General features: G+C 58.1%; 25 protein-coding genes. 14 read left to right on the top strand and 11 right to left on the bottom strand.

Annotated elements, in window-relative coordinates:
- The 3 genes from hflC to B2590_RS04545 all read left to right on the top strand — a co-directional run bounded on the left by hflC (nt 1) and on the right by B2590_RS04545 (nt 3,623).
- Entirely contained in the window at nt 1-876 is an 876-nt protein-coding gene (gene hflC / locus B2590_RS04555; protein ID WP_041336347.1) for a protease modulator HflC, read from the top strand.
- A gap of 184 nt (nt 877-1,060) precedes the next feature.
- Complete coding sequence (locus tag B2590_RS04550; RefSeq protein ID WP_286810888.1) at nt 1,061-2,245, top strand: ATP phosphoribosyltransferase regulatory subunit; 1,185 nt, start codon at nt 1,061-1,063, stop codon at nt 2,243-2,245.
- Nucleotides 2,246-2,327: 82 nt separating this feature from the next.
- Nucleotides 2,328-3,623 carry an adenylosuccinate synthase gene (locus B2590_RS04545; protein ID WP_036209743.1) on the top strand — a complete coding sequence of 432 codons (1,296 nt, stop codon included), beginning with the start codon at nt 2,328-2,330 and terminating at the stop codon, nt 3,621-3,623.
- A gap of 25 nt (nt 3,624-3,648) precedes the next feature.
- Here the strand turns inward: B2590_RS04545 and cmoB are convergent, their stop codons facing one another.
- Genes cmoB through B2590_RS04520 form a run of 5 tightly spaced genes read right to left on the bottom strand, consistent with a single transcriptional unit; the run spans nt 3,649 to nt 7,242 of the window.
- On the bottom strand, nt 3,649-4,644 hold the full coding sequence (cmoB, locus tag B2590_RS04540) for a tRNA 5-methoxyuridine(34)/uridine 5-oxyacetic acid(34) synthase CmoB (RefSeq protein ID WP_041332408.1): 996 nt from the start codon (nt 4,642-4,644) through the stop codon (nt 3,649-3,651).
- A gap of 11 nt (nt 4,645-4,655) precedes the next feature.
- On the bottom strand, nt 4,656-5,411 hold the full coding sequence (gene cmoA / locus B2590_RS04535; protein WP_041332409.1) for a carboxy-S-adenosyl-L-methionine synthase CmoA: 756 nt from the start codon (nt 5,409-5,411) through the stop codon (nt 4,656-4,658).
- Nucleotides 5,404-5,775, bottom strand: coding sequence for a hypothetical protein (locus tag B2590_RS04530; protein ID WP_041332410.1), 372 nt, complete (start codon nt 5,773-5,775; stop codon nt 5,404-5,406). Before B2590_RS04530 ends, cmoA begins: the two co-directional genes overlap by 8 nt.
- Nucleotides 5,776-5,808: 33 nt before the next feature.
- The gene (locus B2590_RS04525; protein WP_075196528.1) at nt 5,809-6,810 is read right to left on the bottom strand and encodes a serine/threonine protein kinase; all 1,002 of its coding nucleotides are present in this window, start codon (nt 6,808-6,810) and stop codon (nt 5,809-5,811) included.
- A gap of 9 nt (nt 6,811-6,819) precedes the next feature.
- Nucleotides 6,820-7,242 carry a hypothetical protein gene (locus tag B2590_RS04520; RefSeq protein ID WP_007154819.1) on the bottom strand — a complete coding sequence of 141 codons (423 nt, stop codon included), beginning with the start codon at nt 7,240-7,242 and terminating at the stop codon, nt 6,820-6,822.
- A gap of 145 nt (nt 7,243-7,387) precedes the next feature.
- Between B2590_RS04520 and B2590_RS04515 the strand changes: the two genes are divergently transcribed.
- The gene (locus tag B2590_RS04515; protein WP_085681973.1) at nt 7,388-8,503 is read left to right on the top strand and encodes an NAD(P)/FAD-dependent oxidoreductase; all 1,116 of its coding nucleotides are present in this window, start codon (nt 7,388-7,390) and stop codon (nt 8,501-8,503) included.
- Between the two features lie 15 nt (nt 8,504-8,518).
- Here B2590_RS04515 and B2590_RS04510 read toward each other — a convergent pair whose 3' ends face one another.
- Entirely contained in the window at nt 8,519-9,298 is a 780-nt protein-coding gene (locus B2590_RS04510) for a ComF family protein (RefSeq protein ID WP_085679802.1), read from the bottom strand.
- Between the two features lie 49 nt (nt 9,299-9,347).
- Here B2590_RS04510 and bioB point away from each other — a divergent pair, with 49 nt between their 5' ends.
- The 9 genes from bioB to B2590_RS04465 all read left to right on the top strand — a co-directional run bounded on the left by bioB (nt 9,348) and on the right by B2590_RS04465 (nt 19,063).
- Nucleotides 9,348-10,454 (top strand): biotin synthase BioB, encoded by a 1,107-nt coding sequence (gene bioB / locus B2590_RS04505; RefSeq protein ID WP_144402140.1) that lies wholly within the window; start codon nt 9,348-9,350, stop codon nt 10,452-10,454.
- A gap of 28 nt (nt 10,455-10,482) precedes the next feature.
- On the top strand, nt 10,483-11,661 hold the full coding sequence (gene bioF, locus B2590_RS04500; protein WP_269400099.1) for an 8-amino-7-oxononanoate synthase: 1,179 nt from the start codon (nt 10,483-10,485) through the stop codon (nt 11,659-11,661).
- A complete protein-coding gene (locus tag B2590_RS04495) occupies nt 11,658-12,410 on the top strand; it encodes an alpha/beta fold hydrolase (RefSeq protein WP_051947032.1) in 753 nt (250 codons plus the stop codon). Before bioF ends, B2590_RS04495 begins: the two co-directional genes overlap by 4 nt.
- Entirely contained in the window at nt 12,398-13,222 is an 825-nt protein-coding gene (gene bioC, locus B2590_RS04490; RefSeq protein WP_075196525.1) for a malonyl-ACP O-methyltransferase BioC, read from the top strand. The genes B2590_RS04495 and bioC overlap by 13 nt, the downstream gene beginning before the upstream one ends.
- Before the next feature lie 19 nt (nt 13,223-13,241).
- Nucleotides 13,242-13,934: a dethiobiotin synthase gene (gene bioD, locus B2590_RS04485; RefSeq protein ID WP_041332412.1), complete on the top strand. Its 693-nt coding sequence runs from the start codon at nt 13,242-13,244 to the stop codon at nt 13,932-13,934.
- A 51-nt stretch (nt 13,935-13,985) separates the two neighbouring features.
- The gene (locus B2590_RS04480; RefSeq protein ID WP_007154811.1) at nt 13,986-14,231 is read left to right on the top strand and encodes a hypothetical protein; all 246 of its coding nucleotides are present in this window, start codon (nt 13,986-13,988) and stop codon (nt 14,229-14,231) included.
- Between the two features lie 88 nt (nt 14,232-14,319).
- Nucleotides 14,320-15,021, top strand: a complete 702-nt coding sequence (locus B2590_RS04475; RefSeq protein WP_269400097.1) for a putative metalloprotease CJM1_0395 family protein — start codon at nt 14,320-14,322, stop codon at nt 15,019-15,021.
- 237 nt (nt 15,022-15,258) lie between these two features.
- Complete coding sequence (locus B2590_RS04470) at nt 15,259-17,058, top strand: acyl-CoA dehydrogenase C-terminal domain-containing protein (protein ID WP_036209767.1); 1,800 nt, start codon at nt 15,259-15,261, stop codon at nt 17,056-17,058.
- A gap of 214 nt (nt 17,059-17,272) precedes the next feature.
- Nucleotides 17,273-19,063, top strand: a complete 1,791-nt coding sequence (locus tag B2590_RS04465; RefSeq protein WP_075196522.1) for an acyl-CoA dehydrogenase C-terminal domain-containing protein — start codon at nt 17,273-17,275, stop codon at nt 19,061-19,063.
- 66 nt (nt 19,064-19,129) lie between these two features.
- On the opposite strand, the gene B2590_RS04460 is transcribed toward B2590_RS04465, so the two are convergent.
- The 5 genes from B2590_RS04460 to leuS all read right to left on the bottom strand — a co-directional run bounded on the left by B2590_RS04460 (nt 19,130) and on the right by leuS (nt 24,468).
- A complete protein-coding gene (locus B2590_RS04460; RefSeq protein WP_041332413.1) occupies nt 19,130-19,765 on the bottom strand; it encodes an endonuclease in 636 nt (211 codons plus the stop codon).
- Between the two features lie 188 nt (nt 19,766-19,953).
- A complete protein-coding gene (locus tag B2590_RS04455) occupies nt 19,954-20,217 on the bottom strand; it encodes a hypothetical protein (protein WP_041332414.1) in 264 nt (87 codons plus the stop codon).
- Between the two features lie 87 nt (nt 20,218-20,304).
- Nucleotides 20,305-21,312, bottom strand: coding sequence for a DNA polymerase III subunit delta (holA, locus tag B2590_RS04450; RefSeq protein WP_041332415.1), 1,008 nt, complete (start codon nt 21,310-21,312; stop codon nt 20,305-20,307).
- Complete coding sequence (gene lptE, locus B2590_RS04445; protein WP_041332416.1) at nt 21,309-21,881, bottom strand: LPS assembly lipoprotein LptE; 573 nt, start codon at nt 21,879-21,881, stop codon at nt 21,309-21,311. The genes holA and lptE overlap by 4 nt, the downstream gene beginning before the upstream one ends.
- Before the next feature lies 1 nt (nt 21,882).
- Complete coding sequence (leuS, locus tag B2590_RS04440) at nt 21,883-24,468, bottom strand: leucine--tRNA ligase (protein WP_041336351.1); 2,586 nt, start codon at nt 24,466-24,468, stop codon at nt 21,883-21,885.
- Between the two features lie 404 nt (nt 24,469-24,872).
- Here leuS and B2590_RS04435 point away from each other — a divergent pair, with 404 nt between their 5' ends.
- The gene (locus B2590_RS04435; RefSeq protein WP_269400096.1) at nt 24,873-25,421 is read left to right on the top strand and encodes a zinc ribbon-containing protein; all 549 of its coding nucleotides are present in this window, start codon (nt 24,873-24,875) and stop codon (nt 25,419-25,421) included.
- Nucleotides 25,422-25,549 lie beyond the last annotated feature (128 nt).

The raw sequence follows: 25,549 nt of genomic DNA, 5'->3' as shown, positions 1-25,549 counted from the left end.
ATGGGACCCAAAAGTATTGTGGGCCTTGCAGGCGCCCTGATTGTCGTACTGGTTACGCTCTCCAGTGTTTACATTATCCCGGAAACCCATCGTGGCGTGCTGCTGCGGTTCGGTGAGTTGATCGAAACGGATATTTCAGCCGGGCTTCACTTCAAGGTGCCGGTCATTGATCAGGTCCGGGAATTCGACATCCGATTGCTGACAACGGATCTTCCATCGCGTCAGTATTTGACCATCGAGAAGAAGCCGCTGGACGTCGATTCCTACATCGCCTGGAAAATCCGCAACGTGGATCAGTTCTACCGGGCCACTGGTGGTGACGAATACCGCGCCTCCGAGCTGCTGTTGTCTCGCGTGGATAACGGCCTTCGGGATGAGTTCGGTGTTCGGACCATGGTCGAGGTCGTTTCCGGCCAGCGTGACGAGCTGATGCACACCCTGCGTGACCGGGTGAACGAAACGTCGCTCAAGGAATTTGGCATTGAAGTGGTGGATATCCGCGTCAAAGCCATTGAATTCCCGGGGCAGGTGAGCCAGAACGTCTATCGTCGAATGGCGACCGAGCGCGAGAAACTGGCGCAGGAATTCCGCTCCCGCGGTCGCGAGTTGGCGGAGGGTATTCGCGCGGATGCTGATCGCCAGCGCACCGTTATCCTGGCGGAAGCCTTTGCCAAGGCTGAGGAAATGCGTGGTGAAGGTGATGCTCAGGCCGCCCAGATCTATGCCGATGCCTATGGGTCTAACAGCGAGTTCTATAGCTTCTACCGCAGTCTGGAAGCCTATCAGAACACCTTTGCCAATGAAGACGACATCATGGTCATCGACACTGATAGCGACTTCCTGAAGTTCCTGAAGGACCCTCAGGGAAACCGCTAACCACGACGATGGTAGTGACAAAACCGGAATACCTCGGTATTCCGGTTTTTTTGTGTCTGCCAACAGTGTAAAATTCTGCCGGTTTTGGTTCGGGTTTTTATCTTTCCCCGAGCATCGCCCTAAATCCTGTGCACTCTCGCGGCAAGAAGCTTCCGCCCCGGGACAGAACGGACAACCGAATCTCATGACAGTATCTGATCGCTGGCTACTGCCTGATGGCGTGGAAGACATCCTTCCGCCATTGGCTGGACAGATTGAATCCCTGCGCCGGGATGTAATGGATACCTGCCAGCGTTGGGGTTACCAGCTGGTTATCCCGCCGTTGATCGAATACCTCGAATCACTTTTTACGGGCACCGGGCACGACCTGGAGCTTCAGACCTTCAAGCTGACTGATCAGCTGACCGGCCGGATGATGGGGCTGCGTGCGGACATGACGCCGCAGGCAGCACGCATTGATGCCCATACCCTCGGCCAGGAAGGTATTACGCGGCTGTGTTATGCCGGCCATGTGCTCCAAACCCGACCGCGCCATATGCTGACAGGGCGCACGCCCATCCAGGCGGGTTGCGAGCTGTTTGGTAGCGCCTCCGAATCGGCGGATCTGGAAGTGATCAGCCTGATGCTTGAAACCCTGCGTGTATCGGGTTTGCCCAGAATCCATCTGGATCTTGCCCATGTCGCGATCTACGAGACATTGGTTGGAGAGGCCGGGTTTGATCGCGATACCGGCGCGGCCATCTTTGATGCCATGGCCCGTAAGTCTGTGCCGGAACTGGATGAATTGCTGGGCGGGTGCCCACCGGGTTCTGCTGGCGGCATGCTCAGAGAGCTGGCCAGAGTCAGCGGTGGGAAGGATGCCCTGCGTGAGGCAAAGCGCATTCTTCTTGAAGGGGCGCCGGAACCGCTTCGTCAGGCGCTGGATCAACTGGATCGAGTGGCGGATATGCTGTCCGCGAGCTATCCAGAGGTAAGCTTCGGGTTCGATTTTTGTGAGCTTCGAGGATACAACTACCATACCGGGCTGGTGTTTGCGGCCTATGTGCCGGGGCATGGTGACGCGGTTGCCAAGGGCGGTCGCTACGATGCCATTGGCAGTGATTTCGGCCGTGCACGTCCGGCGACGGGCTTTAGTCTTGATATCCGTGCGCTGGTCTCACTTGGTCAGCGAACCGGCCGCGCTGGCAAGGCCATATGGGCGCCAGCCACCGAAGATCCTGCGCTGGATGGCGTGATTTCCGGCCTGCGGATGACGGAGACGGTTATCCGCGCCCTGCCGGAAGACGAGGGCGTTGATCCTGGCACGCGCAATTGCGATCGTGCCCTGGTGAAGCGAGACGGCCAGTGGGTCGTGGAGCAGTTGGACTGATGACCTTCGGGGTCGGGCCACTCATTTACAGGTAAACCTGCGGGCACCCCATCAATTGGCGGGGCCGCACTGAGAGAGAGTCATGGGTAAAAACGTTGTAGTGCTGGGCACCCAGTGGGGTGATGAAGGAAAAGGCAAGATTGTTGACCTGCTGACCGATAAGGTTGCGGCGGTGGTGCGCTTTCAGGGCGGCCACAATGCCGGCCATACCCTGGTTATTGAAGGTAAGAAAACCGCCCTTCATCTGATTCCGTCTGGCATTCTTCGCCAGAATGTCCAGTGCCTGATTGGCAACGGCGTCGTGCTCTCTCCGGAAGCGTTGCTGAAGGAAGTCCGCGAACTCGAAGGCAATGGGGTTGCTGTGCGGGAGCGTTTGAAGATCAGTCTGGCGTGCCCGGTCATCCTCAAGACCCACGTTCGTATCGATCAGGCGCGCGAGCGAGCGCGAGGTGTCGACAAGATTGGCACCACCGGTCGCGGTATCGGGCCGGCCTACGAAGACAAGGTTTCCCGCCGTGGGATTCGCGTTGGAGATCTGTGTGACCCGAAGAGCTTTGAAGAGAAGCTCCGGGAAATCATGTCGTACCATAACTTCGTGTTGACCGAGTACTTCAAGGAAGAGCCCGAAGACATTGATCAGGCGTTTTCCGAACTGATGACCATGGGCGAGGAAATTCTACCCATGTCTGCCGACGTCACGGATATCCTCCATGACCTTCGCAAGCGCGGCGAACACATCCTCTTTGAAGGTGCGCAGGGCTCGCTGCTGGACATTGATCTGGGTACCTACCCGTACGTCACCTCCTCAAATACCACGGCTGGCGGCACGGCTACCGGGTCTGGTTTTGGGCCGTTGTTCCTGGATTACGTGCTGGGGATCACCAAGGCCTACACCACTCGTGTCGGTTCCGGTCCGTTCCCGACCGAGCTGTTTGACGATATGGGCCATCACCTGGCGGTCAAGGGCAACGAGATTGGCACCACCACCGGGCGTTCACGCCGTTGTGGCTGGTTTGATGCGGTTGCACTGCGCCACGCCATCCAGATCAACAGCGTATCGGGCATCTGCCTGACCAAGCTGGACGTGCTCGATGGCATGGATACGGTGAAGGTGTGCATTGGCTACAAAACGCCTAACGGGGAGATTACCCGCCCGCCGATCGGTTGCGATACCTACAAGGACATTGAGCCGGTGTATGCGGATCTTCCGGGTTGGCAGGAGAGCACGGTCGGGCTGACAGGCCTGGACCAGTTACCGGAGAACGCCAGGGCCTATATCCGTTTCCTGGAAGAGCAGATCGAAGCACCGATCGATATCATTTCCACCGGTCCTGACCGGGTAGAGACGGTCATTCTGCGCCACCCCTTCGGCGAGTAACCTTCCTGGGTTGTCGCGGACACCTTCAGGGCTTGTCCGCGATAACCGTCGCCCTTTTCGGACCCGGATAACCTTCCACGGTCTTCGTTGGGTCGTCCGGGTCGAGAAAGTCCTGCAGCGACTGGAACTGCATCCAGTCAGTGCTGCGTTGCTCCTCGATCGTGGTTTCTGTCACATCCACCACGCGGGCGTTGCGAAAACCGGTTCGGTCCAGCCAGCGCAACAGAGTGTCGCAGCTGGGCAGGAACCAGACGTTGCGCATCCGGCCGTAGCGGTCCTCCGGCATCAGGCTGTAACCTTCCGGCCCATCCGCTATCAGCGTTTCCAGCACCAGTTCGCCACCCGGGCGGAGTGTGTCTTTCAGTTCCAGCAAGTGATCAAGTGGTGAGCGACGGTGGTAGAGCACACCCATTGAGAAAGTGGTGTCGAATGCTTCCAGCTTTGGCGGCAGATCCTCTACGCGCACTGGGAGCAGATCAATGCGCTGCTCCTGGCCTGCATACTGTTTGACGCTGAGAAACTGGAACAGGAATAACAGTCCCGGGTCGATGCCAATCACCCGGCCGGCTCCTTCGCCCAGCATGCGCCAACAGTGATAGCCAGAGCCGCAACCGACATCCAGTATCTGCCGACCACTCAGGTCTGACAGGTAGGGAGCGACGCGGTCCCATTTCCAGTCAGAACGCCACTCGGTATCGATATAGGTGCCAAAGAATTCGAACGGGCCCTTACGCCAGGGCATCAGTCCTCTCAGCCCTTCTTCGAGCTTTGCACGTTCTTCTGTGCTGAGGGGCTGGTCGGAGTTCAGGGTAATGGCCGACTGGTTCAGGTTCGCCGTGGCATCACCAATGTGGGGCAGGGTGTCCAGAGCCCGGTTCCATCGGGCAATATCCCCATGAGGGTTGTCGTCAAAGCGCTTTTGTAGCTGTTGCTGCAGTTGCTTTCGCCAGCGCTCAAGGCCACGGCTATCAAGATCGTCAAGCAGCGGGGCAAAGCACCCCTGCCAGTTGAAGGTCGTCATGGCGGCTCCGTTCAGTGCGATTTAATGGCGAGCATGGAGACAAAGTTGAAACACTGGTACCACACCATAACCTGACTAAATCCTGCGTTTATCAGTCTCTCACGGTGTTCGGCCAGGGTTTCCGGTATCAGTACCTGTTCCAGGGCGGAACGCTTCTGACTGATCTCCAGGTCGGAATAGCCGTTGGCCCGTTTGAACTCGTGATGGAGTTGGGTCTGTGTCGATTGCTCGTAATCGGATTCAAAGCGAATTTTCTCGGAGAGGATCAGTACTCCGCCGGGCAGTGTGGCGTCGGCGATGCGAGCCATCAGTTCTGCGCGTCTGTCTGGCGCCACGAACTGCAGTGTGAAGTTCAGGGTGGTCACCGACGCGTTCTCAATCGGGGTGTCGAGGATGTCCTCGCACCGCAGTGAAACCGGCAATGGGTGGTCGTCCAGAGCAATATAATGCTCGCAACGCTCAATCATGGCAGCCGAGTTGTCCACGCCTGTAAGGGTGCAGTCGCGGTCCCCAATGCCATGGCGCATGGCCAGAGTGGAGGCGCCGAGAGAGCAGCCGAGATCGTAGCAGTGACTGCCCGGGCGGGCATACTGTTCGGTGATCACTTCAATCATCGGAATAATCGTGGTGTAACCCGGTACTGAGCGCCGGATCATGTCCGGAAATACCCGAGCCACCGATGTGTCAAACCGGAATTCTCCGGTTTCCCGTTCAGTGGCGAACAGACGGTCCAGCGCCTGGCCCGGTTTTTTGTTCCTGTCAGCCATTGTCTGCTGGCTCCTGGCCCTCATGGACAGGCCTGTCGTGTGCGGGTGTCGGGCCTCGGCTGCAGCGTACGCCCCGGTTCTTGTAATCAACGAGGATGCCCCGGAACTCCGGGTCCACATCGGCGGCGATGGCCAGATACCCCTGTTCGCAGGCAGCGTGGAGTTCCGATGACTTGGGCGACATGCGGAACTCTTCGCCAGGTTTGATGTGAACGGCCTCAAATTCCCCCACCGGCACATGATCCTTATTCTCGGCGTGATCAATCCGCCCGCTGGCCTCCAAAACCACGATGGTAACGATGATGGTGGCAATGGCAGTGACAATCAGGCTGCGGACGGTAAATCGGGCCTCACTTTGGCTCATCGGTTGGTCTCCGGTCTGTCGGTAATAGTGGCCTCAATATTGGCCGGGTACATGAATGGAAGGGGCCTGTAGCGCCGCCAGTTGTTCCCGAAGTGACAGGATCTGGTCGGACCAGAAACGCGGCTGGGCAAACCAGGGGAAGAAACGCGGGAAGGCCGGGTCGTCCCAGCGCTTGGCCAGCCAGGTGCAGTGGGAAATCTGCCGGAAGCAGCGCATGGGTTCAATCAGATGACGCTCACGACGATTGAAATCGCGGAACATCTCGTAGCCTTCCAGTAGTTCACCAAATTGCTGGCCACGTTCAACGTCATCACCGTTCAGTAACAGCCACAAATCCTGAATCGCAGGCCCGGTACGGCAATCGTCCAGGTCGACAAACAGCATCTGTTCCTCGCGGCAGAGGATGTTGCCGGCGTGGCAGTCACCATGAATTCTCAGGGAGTGCACCTCGCCAGCGTCATCGATCCGACGGGCGCAGTGGTCGACAAGATCGGGAATCAGCGAGTCCCACGCTGGCCGAAGGTCATCTGGAATCCAGCGGTTTTCCGTAAGGAACCGATTGTTATCCTCAATGCCCGAAAGAATCGACATAACCGGGCGATGGTTGAAGGGCTCAGTGTCACCGATATTGTGGAGCTGGCCCAGCCACTGGCCGAGGCGGTACAGGGTATCTGTCACGCTGGTGTCGGGCGCCTGCCCGCCCCGCTGCTGAAATACGGCAAACAGAAAGTCCCCGCAACGGCCCAGTGTATCGCCGGAGGGCATAGCCATGGGCGCCACGACCGGAATATCGGCGTTGAGCAACTGGACGGTAAACTGATGTTCTTCCCGGATCTGGGCTTCGCTCCAGCGCCCCGGACGGTAAAACTTGGCGATTACCGGTGGCTGGTCTTCAATACCAATCTGGTAAACACGGTTCTCGTAGCTGTTGAGGGCAAACAGGCGTCCACTGACCACAAATCCGGCGTCTTCCAGGGCATCAAGAATGGTATCGGGGGTAAGGGCGTCGTAAGGATGGCTGGAGGTTTCGGTCATAAATAAGGTTTAGTATCTCGAATTCTGTTGGGACTTCATGCTGGCGAGGTGATACCAGTTTTCGTCCAGTTCCCATCGCACCCGATCAATGCCAGACGCGCTGAGGACGATGTTGCCTGCCTGGGCCTGGACCTGGGCCAGTTCACGCTCGGCCCGTTGCCAGTCACGATCATTGTCTCCCAGGTTACGCATGCTCGGAAAAATGGTGGTGAGTGCTTCGTGCGTCGAGGTTTCATGGGAGCGCAGTGAGCTCATGATGGCGGTCCCTCCTTCAACCCGGAGAACGCGATGCTGATAAGGATAGTTGGCCACCATTTCATCGGCCTTCAGTGCCTGGTTCAGGCTGATGACTTCAAAGCCTCGCCAGCCAAGCCAGCCAACAAATATGGCCGCCACCAGCATTACAATAATAAACTGCTTCCTGTCAGACATCGGTTCCCTGCTCCGTGCACTCAATTCACGGCCAAGTATAACGTTTCGGGGGCGACACCGTAATGCGATTCGGGCTTTTTAGCCAACGAGCGTGTTGGTGATGCTGACAAACGATCGAAACACAACGCGGGTGACGTTAAAGCAGATGACAGGGCGAGACATAGTACAGGCAGATACCGTGGTCGTCGGTGCCGGCATTGTCGGCCTCGCAGTGGCCAGGACGCTGGCCAAGCAGGGCAGGGAGGTGCTGGTGCTGGAATCCGGCGCTCACTTTGGCGAAGGGGTGTCGTCCCGCAATAGTGAGGTTATCCATGCTGGGATCTACTATCCCGAGGACTCCCTCAAGGCCCGGTTGTGTGTTCGTGGTCGTCGGATGTTGTATGAGTACTGTCAGACCCGTGGCATCGACCACCGCAAAACCGGCAAGTGGATTGTGGCCAATGGCGCGTCGCAGGTGGAGAGGCTCGACACTATCGCCAGTCAGGCCCTTCGCAACGGTGTTCCGCTCCAGCGGGTAACCCGCAGGGCCCTGCGGGTGTCTCTGCCGGACGTGACCGCCCAGGAGGCGTTGTACTCACCGGAAACGGGCATTGTAGACAGTCATGGTGTGATGCTGTCGTTGCTGGGAGAGCTGGAGGACTACGGTGGCCATTTGGTCCGCCAGGCGCCTGTAGAACATGCGGCGACCTGTGACGGAGAGCATCGGTTGCAGGTTGGAGGGCCGGCGCCCTGTGAGCTCAGGGCGCAACGGGTGGTGAACGCAGCCGGCCTCGGAGCAGTACCATTGGCCACGAGCTGGCAGGGAGTGCCAGCGGATATCGCGCCCCGCCAGTGGCTGGCCCGAGGTGTCTACTTCAGCTATTCCGGTCGCCACCCCTTCCGTTCATTGGTATACCCGATCCCTGAACCAGGCGGCCTCGGCGTTCACCTGACGCTTGATCTAGCGGGCCAGGCTCGATTCGGGCCCGATGTTGAATGGATAGAGCGAGTGGACCTCTCGGTTGACCCCGGTCGGGCAAGGTCGTTTGCTGAAAGTATTCGCCGTTGGTGGCCAGCATTGGACGAGTCCCGCCTGCAGCCCGCCTATGCCGGCATTCGTCCCAAGCTTGCTGGCCCGGATGGTGGGTTTGCGGATTTCCGGATCGCCGGAGAACGTCGGCACGGTGTTGCCGGACTGGTGCACCTGTTCGGCATTGAGTCGCCGGGATTAACGGCTGCTTTGGCCATTGCGGATGAAGTGGCAGGGCAGCTTGCCGACTAATGCGTTTGCATACCTTTATCCGGGGGTTCTTGCCAGCGCCCAGATCTGAACCTCCCTGGCGCCGGCCTCAAGCAGCACTTCAGTCAGGCTTCGTGCAGTGGCGCCGGTGGTGACCACGTCATCAACGATGGCAATACTGGCCGGTGGTATACGGGTAACCTGGTAGATTCCCCGCAGGTTGGCCAGGCGCTCTTCGCGGTTCAGTCCTCGTTGTGGCCGGGTGCGCCGGTTCCTGACGACAAGGTCAGCGCTCCAGGGAATGCCCGATTGACGGCTGATGTGCTCTGCAATATCCGCCGCTTGATTGAATCCTCGTTTTCGTCGACGGGCCGGATGCATCGGGCTGGCCAGAAGCAGGTCCGGCGTGCGTTCAGGATGGGTCTCCAGCATCAATGTCAGATGAGTGCTCAGATCCTGGATCAGGGGGCGGGCATAGGCGCGTTGGCCATTGTATTTGTAGCGCTGGACCATACCGTCAACCGGGAATCGATAGCGCCAGGGCGCGACGATTCGGCTGAAGGGCGGTGGGTCTTTCAGGCACTGACCGCAGATGAGTTCATCGCCAGCGTAGGCGATAGGCAGTGCGCAGCAGCGGCAGTGCGAGTGGTTGGCGGGCAAGTCCTGCCGGCAGGGAGTGCAGAGCCCGAAATGGGCATGCGGTTCCAGGCAGGCCACGCATTGCCCGCCGCGCAGCTGAAATAAGCCCTTGATGCTGATTTGAGCGCGCGGAATCCGTTTCGCGCTGTTAACCTTTGGTGTGATCAAGGTTGACAGCGATTTCAGTCCCTTTATCATCTGTTCAATCCGTAAACCAGAATCCCGGTAAAGTTAACAGGACTGAATCATGACTGCCACCGCACACGCCGATGCACCCTCTATAGCGCCTTCTACCGCGCCTTCTACCTCACCGCGCCACGATTGGACCATGCAGGAAGCCCGTGCGTTGTTCGAACTGCCATTCAATGACCTGGTGTTCCGGGCTCAGAGCGTCCATCGTGAGCATTTCGACCCGAATGAAGTGCAGATCAGCACGCTCCTGTCCATCAAGACCGGTGCCTGCCCGGAGGACTGTAAATACTGTCCCCAGAGCGGTCATTACAACACCGGCCTGGAAAAGGAAAAACTGCTGGAAATTGAAAAAGTGGTTGCTGAGGCCAAGGCCGCCAAGGCAAAGGGCGCGTCCCGTTTCTGTATGGGGGCGGCCTGGCGTAGCCCGTCGAAGAAAAACATGGAATATGTCGTGGATATGGTGCGCCAGGTGAAATCCCTGGGCCTGGAAACCTGCATGACTCTCGGCATGCTGAAGCAGGAACAGGCCGACGAGCTGGCCGAAGCCGGGCTGGATTACTACAACCACAATCTGGATACGTCCGAAAAGTACTACAGCCATATCATTACCACCCGCACCTATCAGGACCGGCTGGACACCCTCGAGAATGTCCGTAATGCAGGCATGAAAGTATGCTGCGGCGGCATCGTGGGCATGGGAGAAGACCCTGACGATCGTGCTGGCCTTCTGGTTCAGTTGGCGAATCTGCCCCACCATCCGGAGAGCGTGCCGGTGAACATGCTGGTGAAGGTGGCAGGAACGCCGATGGAAAATGTGGAAGATCTGGACCCGTTCGACTTTATCCGCACCATCGCTGTTGCTCGGATCATGATGCCTGCCTCGCACGTGCGATTGTCTGCGGGCCGTGAAAATATGAATGAGCAGATGCAGTCCCTGTGCTTCCTGGCTGGTGCGAACTCGATTTTCTATGGCGAGAAGCTGCTGACGACCGCCAACCCCGAGGCGGATGCGGACCGCGAGTTGTTCAAGCGTCTGGGCATTCGGCCTGAAGAGCGCGAGCAGTCCTGCACCGAACAGGAAGCGGAAGAAGCTATCGTTGAAGCGGTCGAATACGAACAGACCCGTCACATGTTCTACGATGCCACCCGTGAGTCTGCATAGGCAGGCAGCATGTCTGTGAGGGCTGGCCATGCGTGACTTTGCAGCAGAGCTGGAAGAGCGAAAACAGGCGGGGCTTTACCGCACCCGCCGCCAGATCAGCGGCCCCCAGCAGCCCGCGTTGGTTTCCGATGGCGTGCCGCTACTGTCGTTCTGCAGCAACGATTACCTGGGGCTGGCGAATCACCCCGGGATTATCAAGGCTGCCACTGAGGCCATGCCAAACACCGGTTTTGGCGGCGCCGCTTCGCATCTGATTTGCGGTCACCACGATGCCCACCACCAACTGGAACTGCGGCTAGCGGAATTTACCCGCCGCAGTGCTGCGCTGTTTTTTTCGACCGGCTACATGGCCAATATGGGCGTTATCTCTGCGCTGGCTGGCCGTGGCGATACCATCTTCTCTGATCGCCTGAACCATGCCTCCATCATCGATGGTTGTGTTCTCAGCCGCGCCAGGGTGCGTCGTTATCGCCACGGTGATATGAGTGCCCTTGCTGACATGCTTGCCGCTACCGGTGGCCACAAGTTGGTGGTGACAGACGGCGTATTCAGCATGGATGGGGATATCGCGCCATTGAGGGAGTTGGCGGCACTGTGCCGGGCGCACGAGGCCCTTCTGGTGGTGGATGACGCCCATGGTTTGGGCGTCCTGGGGCCTCAGGGGCGGGGCAGCCTGATGGAGCAGGGATTGTCCGAGGAGGACGTGCCCATATTGATCGGCACCCTGGGCAAGGCTGTGGGCACCAGTGGCGCCTTTGTGGCTGGCCCCCAGCTGCTGATGGATTATCTGGTACAGAAGGCCCGCACCTACATCTACACCACCGCCATGCCTCCGGTCATCGCTCTGGCCACCTGTGCCAGCCTTGACCTGATCGAACGGGAAGATGGCCGTCGCAGTCACCTGCAGATGCTGATATCAGAGTTTCGCCAGGAGGCATCGGCACTGGGTTATGAGTTGATGCCATCGCGCACACCAATTCAGCCAATCATGGTGGGCGACAACTGGGCAGCCCTGGCATTGAGTCAGGCCCTGGAGGAGAGGGGGCTAATGGTTACGGCGATCAGGCCGCCGACTGTGCCGGAAGGTCAGGCTCGTTTGCGGGTCACCTTCAGCGCTGCGCACTCTTCGGAAGACCTGGCAACGTTGCTGTCCGCATTGGCGGACTGCCGTTCACTACTGAACAGGCCCTCTGCAGAGGTGGTATGAACGCTGTGGAATCACGAATCCCGCTGGTGGTTGTGGGTGGTTGGGGTGTCGATGCCGCCATGTTGCTTCCGTTGTTTGATCGTTGGCCAGGGGAGATTCATCTGATATCGCTGAACGACGCCTTGATGTCCCGATGCGACTCGATCACGGGGGTGGCGGATTATCTGCTGGAGCGTTATCCGTGCCCGTCAGTTTGGGCGGGTTGGTCCCAGGGGGCGCAGGTGGTAATGGCGGCTGCCTCACGCAGTTGTCCCCAGGTCCGCAAGGCAATCACTCTGGCGGGGTTTCCCCGCTTTGTGGCTGGGGAGCAGTGGTCCACAGGGATGGAAGTGGATACTTTTGAGACATTCCGGGAACAGGTGTCGCAAAACGCCGGCCTTGCCTGGCGGCGCTTTCAGCGACTTTTGATTCACGGCAGCCATGATGAGTCGCAAGCCCGGCAGGAACTGCGCCCCTGGCTTGCGCGAGGGCCTTCTGTCAGCGACGTGAACCTGGTTCGGGGCCTGGACTGGTTGGGCAGCGAAGATCAGCGGTCTCTGTGGGGTGCTTTACCAGTGCCGACGCTGCATCTTCAGGCGAGCAACGATGTGGTCGTTGAATGTTGGGAGCACTCGTTTCATCCGTCTCCAGCCGCCAAGGTCGTTAGGGTAACCGGTATGACCCATTGGCCTCGAGGGCAGGCGCTTTCGCGTTGCCATGACGAAATCCTTCAGTTTGTTTTCGGCAAGGAGGTTGAATGGACCCTGTAACAACCAATATCCACGACTGGGTGCCTCCGAAATCCACAATTGCCCGCGATTTCGGCTCAGCTTCCCATACCTACAATCCCGCTGCCCGGCTGCAGCGCTATATGGGCCAGGTCTTGCTGGACCAGTTGAAGGAAGGGCTGCATCAGGCCCAAAGCGCAGATGGACTCCAGATACTCGATCTGGGTAGCGGCACTGGGTGGTTTACAGGGCAGTTGGCGTCGATTCCGGGGAGCCAGGTGACCGGCGTTGATATTGCTGCGGGAATGCTTCGTTACGCCCGATCTGCCAACCCGAGCGGCATTCGGTGGATCGAGGCGGATGCCGAGGCGTTGCCGTTGCCGGATAACAGTGTGGACGTGGTCTTCAGCAATTTGATGATTCAGTGGTGCCGTGACCCGGCCGGTGTGCTTGCTGAATGCCGCCGGGTTCTGCGCCCAGGCGGTCGGCTACTGGTGTCGACATTGCTGGAGGGTACCCTCGACGAACTTCGGGAAGCATGGCACCGGGCAGACCCCGGGCACCAGCATGTGAATGGTTTTGAATCGGAAGCGCGTTTTCGGGAGCAGGCATTTGAAACGCTCCCGGATCCGCAACTTGCGATCGAGACCATTTCACTGGATTATCCCTCGCCGCTGGCTCTGCTGGCGGAGCTCAAGGCTATCGGCGCCGGGTACAAAGGCGCCTCGCGGCGGCAAAGCGCGACCGCGCCTGGCCGTTTGCGGGCCATGTGCCGTTATTATCCGCGAGACGGGGAAGGCCGGATACAGGCCACTTACACATCGGCATGGCTGGGTTGCCGTCTGCCGGACTGACATGGGGATTCATTGATCTATGGCCAGAAAGAGTTACTTTGTGACGGGTACCGACACCGGCGTGGGGAAAACGCTGGTGTCTGCTGCGATTCTTGAGGCGGCCGCTACCCTGGGGAAGAACACGCTTGCGATGAAACCGGTGGCGTCTGGTTGCGACGAAACACCGGAGGGGCTGCGCAATGAAGATGCGCTGATACTGATGGAGTCCATGTCGGAACCGTTGCCTTACGATCAGGTGAACCCGGTAGCCTTACAGCCCGCCATCGCGCCCCATGTGGCAGCTGCCCAGGCGGGTCGGCACCTCACGGCGGAACGGCTGGTCGGATTTTGCCGCGGGTTGCAGATGCGTCCCGCGGATTTACTGTTGGTGGAGGGTGCCGGCGGCTGGCGGGTACCACTCAATGATCGTGAAACATACGCCGCCATGCCTGTCGCTCTGGGTATGCCTGTCATTATGGTGGTACCCCTGAAACTGGGCTGTATCAACCATGCACTGTTAACCGCTGAAGCTATCCGCCGTGATGGCTTGCCTGTCGCAGGTTGGGTGGCCAATCGGCCGGACCCCGCGGCCATGAACTGTGAGCAGGAAACCCTCGATTATCTGATTCAGAACCTGCCCGCGCCATGCCTGGGGGTGTTGCCATGGCAGAAGCGTGCCGACCCGAAGGAGCTGGCCGAAGCCCTGGATGTTGCCGTTTTGTTTGAAAATTGACCAAATTTGTGGCTTACTGGTGTCAATATATGGTCATTGGGCTGCGCGGTTATGATCAGCAATACATTAGGCATTGGTATTCAGGGTATCCAGGACGGCATGCAAGGCATGGAAAATGCCGCCCGCAGGATTGCCCGTGGCGGTGTTGATGGCCCCCAGGGCACGGCAGAAGGTGTCGGTGGCCTCGTGGAACCGATCATTGATCTGAAACTGTACGAGCGCAGCGTTGAAGCCTCGGCCCAGGTAGTGAAAACCGCCGACGAAACCCTGGGAACGCTTCTGGATATTACTGCCTGAACCCTCTCAGGGCGTCCGAGCCCTGTTCAGGTCCTTTGGATTCGACGGCCAGTCTGCTGACATGATGATTTCGGGCTCCCTTCCGTCAATGGCTCCTGCCTTTCCTGCGCCTTCCGTTGGCTCGGGAGACGCAGCTGCGGGTGCCCCTCTCCGGCCATCTTCGGATGAATCACCTTCATCTCGAACATCTCCTGAAACCTCCGGGTCCGGCCGCGTAGCTGACGATAATGCTGCGGAGGATCGTACCCGCTCGCAGGGTTCCAGCGTAGAGGATGCTCAGGGCCTGGATGAGGCAGAGCTGAAACAGCTTACGGAACTGAAAGCCAGGGACCGTGAGGTTCGTGCCCATGAGGCAGCCCATCAGGCGGTTGGCGGCCAGTACGCCGGTTCCATTTCCTACGTCTATGAACGGGGCCCCGACGGTGCCCAGTACGCTGTTGGTGGCGAGGTCTCGATTAGCACCTCGCCCGTGCGGGGAGATCCCCAGGCGACAATCGATAAAATGCGTGTGGTCAGGGCCGCAGCGTTGGCGCCGGCAGAGCCTTCCCCACAAGACCGGGCGGTGGCGGCAGAGGCCATGCAGTTGATGCTGCAGGCACAAGCTGAACTCTCCTCAGAGTTGGGTCGCACTGACGAGTCCGGGCAATCTGAAGTGTCCGAGGACCAGGCGGGTGACGAAAGCAGTGCAAAGCAGTCGCAGGAAGCGACGAATGCCTATCAGGTCATCTCCGGCGTCGGGAGCAATGATGTAAGCGCCAATCCCCCTTCATCCTTCCGGGCAACAGCCTGAAAACAAGCTGCTTTTTAGTCTAAAACCTCCCCGTGTGCTTAAGCCATCGGTACACATTCGCGACAAAACACAACACAAATTTTGATTGCGCCTATTGACAATTCTGTGCCTCTAAACGTATGTTTCAAACAAGTGTTTTATTGGCGTTCAGATTCTCTTGCTGAGCGTATGAGTAAATCCCGAGGCTGAGTGTTGTGACCGTGTCGCAGCTGAGACCGAAAACCTGAGGTGGATTCCATGCCTGACTACAAAGCGCCCCTGCGTGACATTAAATTCGTAATGAACGAGCTGCTGGACAGCGAGCAGCACTACGCCAATCTGGAAGGCGCCGAAGATGCAACTCCGGATATGGTTGATGCCATCATCGGGGAAGGTGCCAAGTTCTGTGAGCAGGTTCTGTCTCCGCTGAACCAGGTGGGCGATAAAGAAGGCTGCACCTGGAGCGAAGACGGCGTGAAAACGCCAACCGGCTTCAAAGAGGCCTATCAGCAGTACGTGGAAGGCGGCTGGCCGTCCATGACCGCTGATCCCAACTATGGTGGCCAGGGCCTGCCACACTCTCTTGGCCTGGTAATGAGCGAGATGGTGGGTACCGCCAACTGGTCCTGGGGCATGTATCCCGGCCTCAGCCACGGTGCGACCAACACCATTGAAGCCCACGGCACTGAAGAGCAGAAGCAGACTTACCTCACCAAGCTGATCAGCGGCGAGTGGACCGGCACCATGTGTCTGACCGAGCCTCATTGCGGTTCCGACCTGGGCACGCTGCGTTCTAAGGCTGAGCCCAATGCAGACGGCACCTACAGCATCACCGGCACCAAGATTTTCATTTCCGCTGGTGAGCATGACATGGCCGAAAACATCGTCCACATTGTGCTGGCCCGGCTGCCAGGCGCTCCTGAAGGTACCAAGGGCATTTCCCTGTTTATCGTGCCCAAGCTTCTGCCGAATGACGACGGCTCTTCCGGTGAGCGCAATGCCGTTTCCTGTGGTTCCATCGAGCACAAGATGGGTATTCACGGCAACGCCACTTGTGTGATGAATTTCGACGGTGCCAAAGGCTGGCTGATCGGGCCTGAGAACAGGGGCCTGAACTGCATGTTCACCTTTATGAACACGGCGCGTATTGGTACCGCGATCCAGGGTCTGGGTGCTGCTGAGCTTGGCTTCCAGGGCTCCCTGGCCTACGCCAAAGACCGTCTGGCCATGCGCTCGCTGAGTGGTCCGAAGAACCCCGAGGGTATCGCTGACCCGATTATCGTTCACCCGGATGTTCGTCGCATGCTGCTGAGCCAGAAAGCGGTTGCAGAAGGCGCCCGTGCTCTGATTTACCTGACCGCACAGCAGGCTGATATCGTTCACAGCGGTAAGACCGAGGAAGATCGCAAAGCGGCTGATGAAGCCCTGGGCTTCCTCACCCCGATCGCCAAGGCGTTCCTGACCGAGATCGGTTACGAAGCAGCCAACCTGGGTATGCAGGTATTCGGTGGTCACGGGTTTATCTCCGAGTGGGGTATGGAGCAGAACGTTCGTGATTCCCGTATCGGCATGATCTATGAAGGCACCACCGGTATTCAGGCGCTGGATCTTCTCGGTCGCAAAGTACTGATGACCCAAGGTGAATCCCTGAAAGGTTTCACCAAGCAGGTTCACGTGTTCTGCAAGGAAAACGCCGACAACGAGCAGTTGAAAGAATTCGTTGAGCCGTTGGCCGCCATGAACAAGGAGTGGGGCGAACTGACCACCAAGGTTGGCATGTCCGCCATGAAGAACCGCGAAGAAGTTGGCGCGGCCTCCGTGGACTACCTGATGTACTCCGGTTACGCTGTTTTCGCCTATCTTTGGGCCCGTATGGCCAAGGTGGCGCTGGACAAGATGGTGGAAGGTACCACCGAGGAAATGTTCTATAACGCCAAGGTCCAGACAGCGCGCTTCTACTTCAAGCGCATGCTGCCGCGGGCCAAAGGGCATGCGGAAAGCATGCTGGCGGGCTCAGACAGCCTGATGGACATGCCGGAAGAAGCCTTCGCCCTCTAAGGCGGGTTTCACGGAACTCTAAAAGCCCGCTCTCCCAGGAGGCGGGCTTTTTTGATGACATGGCCGCCGGTGCTCCATGAGTTGGGGGCTCCGATAGGGTAGAATAGGCCACCATAAATATAACCTGTGCGGACACATAGCCGAGGAAGTGATCAGGGCCGAAGGTCCATCGTTGTTCACTTCGCAGACTGACTGAATTGTGGAGAGTTTTGAAATGGCTGATTATCAGGCACCTTTACGTGACATGCGCTTTGTCCTGAATGAAGTATTTGATGCGCCGGCTCTTTGGGCGTCTCTGCCCAAAGTGGCAGAGAACGTTGACCCGGACACTGCCGATGCCATTCTGGAAGAAGCCGGTAAGATTACCAGTGGTGTGCTGGCTCCTCTGAACCGCGAGGGCGATGAGCAAGGCTGTAAGTGGAATGACGGCGACGTGTCCACACCCGAGGGGTTTCGCGAGGCCTACCAGACCATCGTTGAGGGTGGCTGGAACGGCCTGGGCGGCAACCCGGAGTTTGGCGGTATGGGCATGCCAAAAACTCTGGTTGCCCAGTTTGAGGAGATGATGCAGGCGGCCAACATGGCCTTTGGCCTAGCCCCGATGCTGACGGCGGGCGCCTGCCTGGCCCTGGACGCCCATGGCAGTCAGGAGCTCAAGGAAAAATACCTGCCTAATATGTACGCGGGTACCTGGTCAGGCGCTATGGACCTGACGGAACCTCATGCGGGCACGGATCTGGGGATTATCCGCACCAAGGCCGAGCCTAATGGCGATGGATCCTTCAGTGTAACGGGCACCAAGATTTTCATTACCTGGGGCGAGCACGACATGGCGGAGAACATCATCCACCTGGTGTTGGCGAAGCTGCCGGATGCGCCCAAGGGCCCCAAGGGGATTTCCCTGTTTTTGGTGCCCAAGTTTGCAGTCAACGAAGACGGCTCCCTTGGCGAGCGCAATAGCCTGAGCTGCGGTTCCCTCGAGAAAAAAATGGGCATCAAGGGGTCCGCTACTTGCGTGATGAACTTCGACGGCGCCAGGGGCTGGCTGGTTGGCGAGGAGAACAAGGGACTGGCCGCCATGTTCACCATGATGAACTATGAGCGTCTGGGCGTGGGCATCCAGGGTGTTGGTGCTGCTGAAGCATCGCTGCAGAGTGCTCGTGAATACGCTCTGGAGCGTATCCAGAGCCGAGCTCCCACGGGTGCCCAGCAGCCGGAAAAAGCTGCGGACCCGATCCTGGTCCACCCTGATGTGCGCCGCATGCTGCTAACCATGAAAGGGTATGTGGAAGGAGGGCGCGCGTTCTCTACCTATGTTGCTCAGTGGCTGGATATCGCCAAGTATTCCGACGATGACGAGCGCCGCAAGCATGCCGAGGGCATGGTGGCGCTGTTGACACCGGTAGCGAAGGCTTTCCTGACCGATCGTGGCCTGGACGCCTGTATCATGGGCCAGCAGGTTTTCGGCGGTCACGGCTTTATCCGGGAGTGGGGCCAGGAACAACTGGTTCGCGACTGCCGCATAACGCAGATCTACGAAGGCACGAACGGCATCCAGGCGCTGGACCTGATGGGTCGGAAAGTGGTCGGCAGCCAGGGCAAGCTTTATGAGCTATTTGCTGAGGACGTGGCCACCTTCATCGAGGAAAACAGCAGCGACGAAAACCTGCGCCCCTACCTGGAGCCACTGGCAGCAGCATTTGAGCGCCTGTCGGATGTGACTGAGCATGTGATCAAGCAGGCTGGGGATAACCCGGACGCTGTGGGCGCGGCCTCCGTGGACTACCTCGACCTGTTTGGCCTGACGGCTCTCGGCTATATGTGGGCCAAAATGGTTAAAGTGGCGGCACCGAAGGCCGATGGCGACACCTCTGGCTTCTACACCGGCAAGGTGAAGAGCGCACGCTTCTACTTCGACCGATTGCTGCCGAAGACCGTCGCACTGGCTGAGGGCATTCGCAGTGGTAGCGACTCAATGATGGCTCTGACGGCTGAGGAGTTCTGAGTAGTCAGCGGTGAACAAAAAGGCAGGCCCGCGGGCCTGCCTTTTTGTGCTGCTCTATATACTCGCTTACAGGTTTTCTATCCGGCCTGGATCAAGAACAAACGGGTTTTCGTTACCTTGAATGTCGGCCACCTGGCGATGGCGGACAAGCTCTCGATCATCCGGTGGATCGATCTGATTCCAGCTCTTGAACACCCGGGAAGCGCCTGCCCAGGGCAGGTCATAGGTGTCCACCATATAGGCAACCGTGCGGGCGATATCGCCTTTTACCTTTTGCGGGGGTTCAAAAAACTGCGCACTCTCGCGAATTCCGCACTCGTCCGGGCTGCTTGCATTGCCCAATTCTTCGTAAATCGCGTTTCTCCGGGACATTTCAATGCGACTGCGCACGGGGACCATGTTATGAAGGTCCGATGCAATCTGCCGGTATCTGTCGTCATCGTCGCATTGGCTGCTGGTGCCGCACCCAAGTGCATTGCGAACTTCTGCCAGAGGGTAGACATAGCCTTCCGTAAGGACAAAGCCTTTATTTTTGAAGGGTGTGTCACAGAAGAAGGAGTTGCCGCCCTGGGCATAAAGGTTGCCCCAGAACTCGTTTTTTACAACGGTGTCCGGGTCACTGAAGCGGGTGTTCTGGCTGATGACGAGAGACGGGATAAGCAAGGCCGCCAGTGCGACCAAAACAACGTTTTTAGTTTTCATAGGCCATTTATACCTCTCAGCGCGTGACAGCGCCTTTGCTGATCGGGCCAGGAAAGGAAGTGGTTAGATCTGGCCGGTCAGAAAAATGACGGTTTATTCATTTATAATTGAGAAGTATGACACAGAGGCTCCAAAGGGAGAGAGCCTCTGTGTGGCTATTTGTTGCATTATGTTAACTGGTTAACACTTCACTTCTTTCGGTTGCGCAGATTCTGGTAACCCGTTCTCAAATCTTCGCCCAGCTTATGAGCGGTCTCGCGAGCCTCTTTTGATGCATCTTCGGCGTCGTGAAGGATGTGATCGAGTTTGCTCCGAAACCGTTCCCAGTCCTTCTCCAGATCGTCCCACTCGTCTTTCACGTCCTCATGGGCCAGATGCATCTGAACCCGTGCTTCGTCACGGTACTGTTTAATCTTTTCGGACAGTTTTTTCAGTTCGTCCTGGAAGCTCATATCACGCACCTCCTTTAACAGTTAACAACTATACGATGCTACTGAATATCGAAAACTGTCAAGCCGGATGACGGCCATTTCGCGGAGTCAGGCGGGTCTTGCAAGCAAGGTGATCAGGTCTTGCAGGTAATGCCAGGGGGAGAGCGTATCAAAGCCTTTGGCGGCCCTGTCGGTGGTGCTGCATAGTTCCAGTGCGGTATTGAGCTGGTGGCGGTTCAGGCGTCTCGCCGCTTGTTCAACGGCCTTTGCGCGCTGGGGCTGGAACACGCCGCGCTTCTTGAGGAAGCCGGCAGTATTCTCCCGTTTGGCCGCGGCGATATTCAGCTCCATGGTGAGGTTCAGGTCCCGTGTCAGCACCGCCAGCAATCCCAGCGGGTTCTCGCCTTCCTGCTGCAGTACCCCGACGATTTTGCGAGCGTGGGCGGCCCGGCCCGCGAGGAGTTCTGTCACCAGCTCAAAACCGTTGAAGCGGGAGCTGTCCTGAACAGCCTGTTCGACGGTGTCTTCGTCGATGGTGGCGCCGGTGCCCAATAACGCCAGGCGATCCAGTTCCTGACTTGCCGCCAGGAGGTTGCCCTCGAGGCGTTCCGCCAGGATGTCCAGTGCGCCGCGGGTAAGGCTGAGGCCATGGTTGCGAGCCCGCTGTTGCAGCCAACCCGGGAATTTATCAGTATCAATGGGCCATACCGGCACGTGTACGCCTTTGTCCTGCAATTCCTTGTACCACTTCCGGCGGGTTTCGGCGGCATCCAGCCGTGCGCTGATCAGTAGCAGCACAATGTCGTCAGGAGGATTCTGCAGTACGCTTTCAAGAACGGCGCGGCCATCACCCAATTTGCCGGTAGGCAGGTGTATTTCGATACGGCGTTTTTCGGCAAACAGCGATAGCGCACCAAACTCCTCGCCCACGCGGTTCCAGTCCAGCTGCTGGTCGGCGTGGAAGGTTACCCGGTCCTGATAGCCCGCTTCCCGCGCAGTCTTCCGGATCTGGTCGCAGCATTCCTGAACCAGTAGGGGCTCATCGCCTGACACCAGGTAGACAGGTGACAAGCCTTTCTGGAGAAGCTGGGGTAGCTGGTGGGCCTGGGTCTTCATGGTTGGCCACTGTCTTGATCGCGGGTCTGTTCCGCTTCCTGTTTCAGCCGGTCTATGCGATCCCGGTCAAGGGGCGCCAGGCGAAAGATAATTTGCTGGGCCAGTCGGTCATAGAGTTGCTCCTGGAGGGCTTCCTCTTCCCGTTGCTTGGCCAGCACATTGGATTCGTCGTAGCGATAGGTTTCACTGCTATTCAAGTCGGTTGGGGCGATCAGAGGAACCTTGTCGGCGGTCAAAACCTCAATATCGACCGTTTGCCGCAACGTATACTCGGCAGCCGCGGCGCGCACGGTGATGGCGCTGGCACGACGTTCCCGGCGGAAATTGCTGATGCTGAGCACATAATCGGCTTTTTCGGAGGGCTGAAGGTCGATGTTGCCCAGAGACAGCTGTTCCTTCACCGAGCCACACAGCTTTTCTGGCACATCGCCGGAGCAATCAACAGCCAGCGGCTGCAATGCGGACGACACCGGCGGGGCGCCCCGTAGCTGAAACCCGCATCCTGACACCAGAAGTGACAGGGCGAGGCCAGCCGGAAGTATCTTGGGTAGGCTCGCCGGGAGGTTCATATCAGTTCGCCACCACGTTCACCAGTTTACCGGGCACAACGATGACCTTTCGCACGGTTTTGCCCTCGGTGAAACGGACAACGTTCTCATTCTCGAGTGCCAGAGCTTCCAGTGCGCTCTTCTCGATGTTCGCTGGGACGTCGGCTTTTGCCCTGACTTTGCCATTCACTTGCAGGACAACCTGAATCTCGCTGCGAACCATGGCGTCCTTGTCCGCCTCCGGCCAGGGCGCGTCAACCACAGGCTCATCGTGACCCAGTGCGTGCCACAACTGGTGACAGATATGGGGAACGATTGGAGACAGGACGAGTACCGCGGTATCCAGTGCTTCCTGGCGAACCGCCAGGCTCTGGGGCTCATTGTCAGTCAGTTTGCTGACATCATTGAGCAGTTCCATCACCGCTGCGATGGAGGTGTTGAACGTCAACCGTCGGCTGACATCGTCGCTCACCTTGGCAATAGTCTCATGGGTCTTGCGACGAAGATTGCGCTGACCTTCGCTGAGGCCGGTGGTATCCAGGGCAGGAACTATTCCGCTTTCAGTGTGCTCGCTGACCATACGCCACAGGCGCTTGAGGAAACGGTGGGCGCCCTCAACACCGCTGTCGGACCATTCCAGTGACTGCTCTGGAGGCGCCGCAAACATCATGAACAGACGCACGGTATCGGCACCGTGCTCATCGATAATAGCCTGGGGGTCAATGCCGTTGTTCTTGGACTTGGACATCTTGGTGACACCACCGGCCACCACCGGTTGTCCGTCGTCCTTGTGAACGGCGCGCACGACCTGACCCTTGTCGTCTTTCTCAGTAACGACATCCGCTGGCGAGATCCAGATTTTTGCACCGTTATCGTCTTCACGATAATAGGTTTCGGCCAGCACCATGCCCTGGCACAGAAGGCGGTTAAAGGGCTCGGAACTGTTGACCAGCCCCACATCCCGCAGCAGCTTATGGAAGAAGCGCGCATAAAGCAGGTGCAGAATGGCGTGCTCGATGCCGCCGATATATTGATCCACCGGCAGCCAGTAGTTGGCGGCAGCCGGGTCCAGCATGCCCTTGTCGTAGTTGGGGCTGCAGAAGCGGGCGTAGTACCAGGACGACTCCATAAAGGTGTCAAAGGTGTCTGTTTCCAGCGTGGCCGGTTGGCCTTCAAAGCTGGTCTTTGCCCATTCCGGATCTGCCTTGATGGGAGATTGGACGCCGTCCATCTCCACGTCTTCGGGCAGTGTGATCGGCAACTGATCGTCCGGTACCGGGCGTTCGGTGCCATCGTCCAGGGTCATCATCGGGATTGGAGCGCCCCAGTAGCGTTGGCGCGACACGCCCCAGTCCCGCAGGCGATAGTTGACCGTGCGCTTGCCAATACTGCTTTCTTCCAGATGATCGGCGATTGCGTCAAACGCCTCGGCACTGGTCAGGCCGTTGTACTTTCCAGAGGATACCAGAACACCTTTTTCGGTGAAGGCGCGCTCCTGAACATCGATTTCGCGGCTGTCTGTGGCGGCGATAACCTGCTTTATGGGCAGGCGATACTTGAGCGCGAACTCGTGGTCCCGGTCATCATGGCCGGGCACCGCCATCAATGCGCCAGTGCCATACTCCATGAGCACGAAGTTGGCGACGTAAACGGGAATCTCTTCCTGCGTCAGCGGATGAATGGCCTTGTAACCGGTATCGATGCCTTTCTTTTCCATGGTTGCCATATCGGCTTCGGCAACCTTGCTGTTACGGCATTGCTCGACAAATTCAGCAACCTCGCGATAGCGCTCGGAAGCGGCCTTGGCAATGGGGTGCTCGGCGGCCACGGCCATGTAAGTCACGCCCATGAGCGTGTCCGGGCGGGTGGTGTAGACGTCCAGCGCGTCCTCGCGGCCTTTGAGGGGGAAGGTCAGCTCGGTACCCACGGATTTGCCAATCCAGTTACGCTGCATGGTCTTGACCTGCTCAGGCCAGTCCTCCAGCTCGTCCAGATCATTCAGCAATTCTTCGGCGTAGTCGGTAATGCGGATAAACCACTGGGGAATCTTTTTCTGCTCGACCAACGCGCCGGAGCGCCAGCCGCGACCATCAACCACCTGTTCATTGGCCAGCACCGTCTGGTCGATTGGGTCCCAGTTGACGGTGGACATCTTCTTGTACACCAGGCCTTTTTCGTAAAGACGGGCGAAGAACCATTGCTCCCAGCGGTAATAATCCGGCTTGCACGTCGCCAGCTCGCGGTTCCAGTCGTAACCGAAGCCCAATTGCTTGAGCTGGTTTTTCATGTAGGCAATATTGGCGTGGGTCCACTTCGCCGGCGCAGTCTTATTGGCAATGGCGGCGTTCTCAGCGGGCAGACCGAACGCGTCCCAGCCCATGGGCTGCATGACGTTCTTGCCCTGCATGCGCTGGTAACGGGAAATGACGTCGCCGATGGTGTAGTTGCGCACGTGCCCCATGTGCAGTTTGCCGCTGGGGTAGGGGAACATGGACAGGCAGTAGTATTTGGGTTTGCCCGGTTCTTCCTTCACCGTAAACGTGTTGTTTTCTTCCCAATAGGTACGGGCTTGTTGTTCAACATCGCGCGGATTGTATTGCTGGTCCATTCCTGCCATTACCAAAGTTACCCTTTATCAGACCGTATCAAAAAGATGTGCGAAGAGGCCGGACATTCTAACGCACACAAGGCTTAACAGGTAGTCTGCCAATTTGCCGATACTGTGCCATGCTTGGGGTGAAGGCGGGCAGGTGCGGCTGACTGGGACACGCCGTGAATACTTCCCTGTAGGCTCGTAAAAAACATCCCTGTTTTTTACGGTCCCAGTCAGCCGCACCTGCCCGCCCAGGCGCTTGGCGTAAGTTTGCAACTTGTTTTGGTATAGGGCGGAGTGGCTATGGCTGATCAGGGATGTCAAAAACAGGGATGTTTTTGTCAAGCGTACAGGGATGTATTCACAGCGTGCCCTGATCAGCCATAGCCACTCCGACCGTACACCATGAGGGAGCAGTCATGACCGAACCAGAACGCAATCATCTCTCAGGCAGGGCTCTCGAGGCCTACGACCGCATGCTGGAGCGGGTCCAGGCCCGGCTCAGTGATATGGAGAATACCACTCGCGATACCTTGAAAGACGAAATCGAGCGGGCGGTGGAGTTTGAGTATGAACTGGCAGAGATGACCCGCGAAGAAGCGGACCTGCTTGGCGCGTATCTGCAGCGGGACCTCGAACACCTGCTGCATTTTGTGGAAGAAACCGGCGAAGGTCTGAAGGAATGGTTGCAACTGGATATCTCACTGCTGGAGCACCAGTTGGCGGATATGCTGTTCTCGGTAGCGGATAAAACCCGACTGGATACGCTGGAGCTGAACCAGAAATTGGAAAACCACGAGCCCAGCCAGTATATCAGCGGCGAAGTGGCCACGGCCGGCATGTTCAAATGCCTGAACTGCAGCCACATGCGCTGCCTGACCGCAACCAGCCATCTGGAACCCTGTGACGCCTGCGGCTCCCACTACTACGAACGCGTCACCAGCCGCTGGCCAAGGAAGTCAGAATAAATACAGGCCGAGCAAAAGGCGTTAAGCACAAAACCGGAGCGGCCATGGGGTGGGGGCCCTTTTCTGCCAGAAAAAGGTGTCCGAGCAAAGCGAGTTCTTTTTCCAAAGAAAAGGGCCTCCACCCCGTG

It is taken from the genome of Marinobacter sp. UBA3604 (assembly GCF_002375325.1).
Taxonomy (GTDB): domain Bacteria; phylum Pseudomonadota; class Gammaproteobacteria; order Pseudomonadales; family Oleiphilaceae; genus Marinobacter; species Marinobacter salarius.
This window is presented reverse-complemented; position numbering and strand designations above follow the sequence as displayed.